The organism is Streptomyces bugieae (assembly GCF_036352915.1).
In the GTDB taxonomy this organism is placed as follows: domain Bacteria; phylum Actinomycetota; class Actinomycetes; order Streptomycetales; family Streptomycetaceae; genus Streptomyces; species Streptomyces endophytica.
The window spans coordinates 1-381 of record NZ_JAZBJP010000242.1; the positions used below are offsets into that span (position 1 = coordinate 1).

Here is a 381-nt window from a genome sequence, read left to right on the forward strand (position 1 = left end):
TAACCATTTTTTCAAAACTTTAACCCACCTAGTATTAAAAGGTCATTAAATTTTTCCCCCTCAGAGGGAATACAGAGTTATTTTTTTGTGGCTCTGTTTTTCATTTTCTAATATATACTTCTTATTTGTTGACCGCTTGGATTTTCTTTCTTTCTTTTTCTTTTTCTTTCTTTCTTTCTTTTTTTTTTTTTTTTTTAATGGCTGCAGATGCAGCATATGGAAGTTCCCAGGGTAGGGGTCCAACTGGAGCCATACCAGATCCCAAATTCGTTGCCGGACTCTTTCAACAACAGTGCAAGCCCAGGGATTTAACCCGAATCATCATGTATTATTAACCTGCTGAGCCATAACAGTAACTCCAAGCATGCCACTGTGATTCTC

Annotated in this window: 1 protein-coding gene; it reads right to left on the reverse strand. The window is 37.0% G+C overall.

What is annotated here, in order from left to right:
• Positions 1-121 precede the first annotated feature (121 nt).
• Positions 122-253 carry a hypothetical protein gene (locus tag V2J85_RS41080; RefSeq protein ID WP_330824452.1) on the reverse strand — a complete coding sequence of 44 codons (132 nt, stop codon included), beginning with the start codon at positions 251-253 and terminating at the stop codon, positions 122-124.
• Positions 254-381 lie beyond the last annotated feature (128 nt).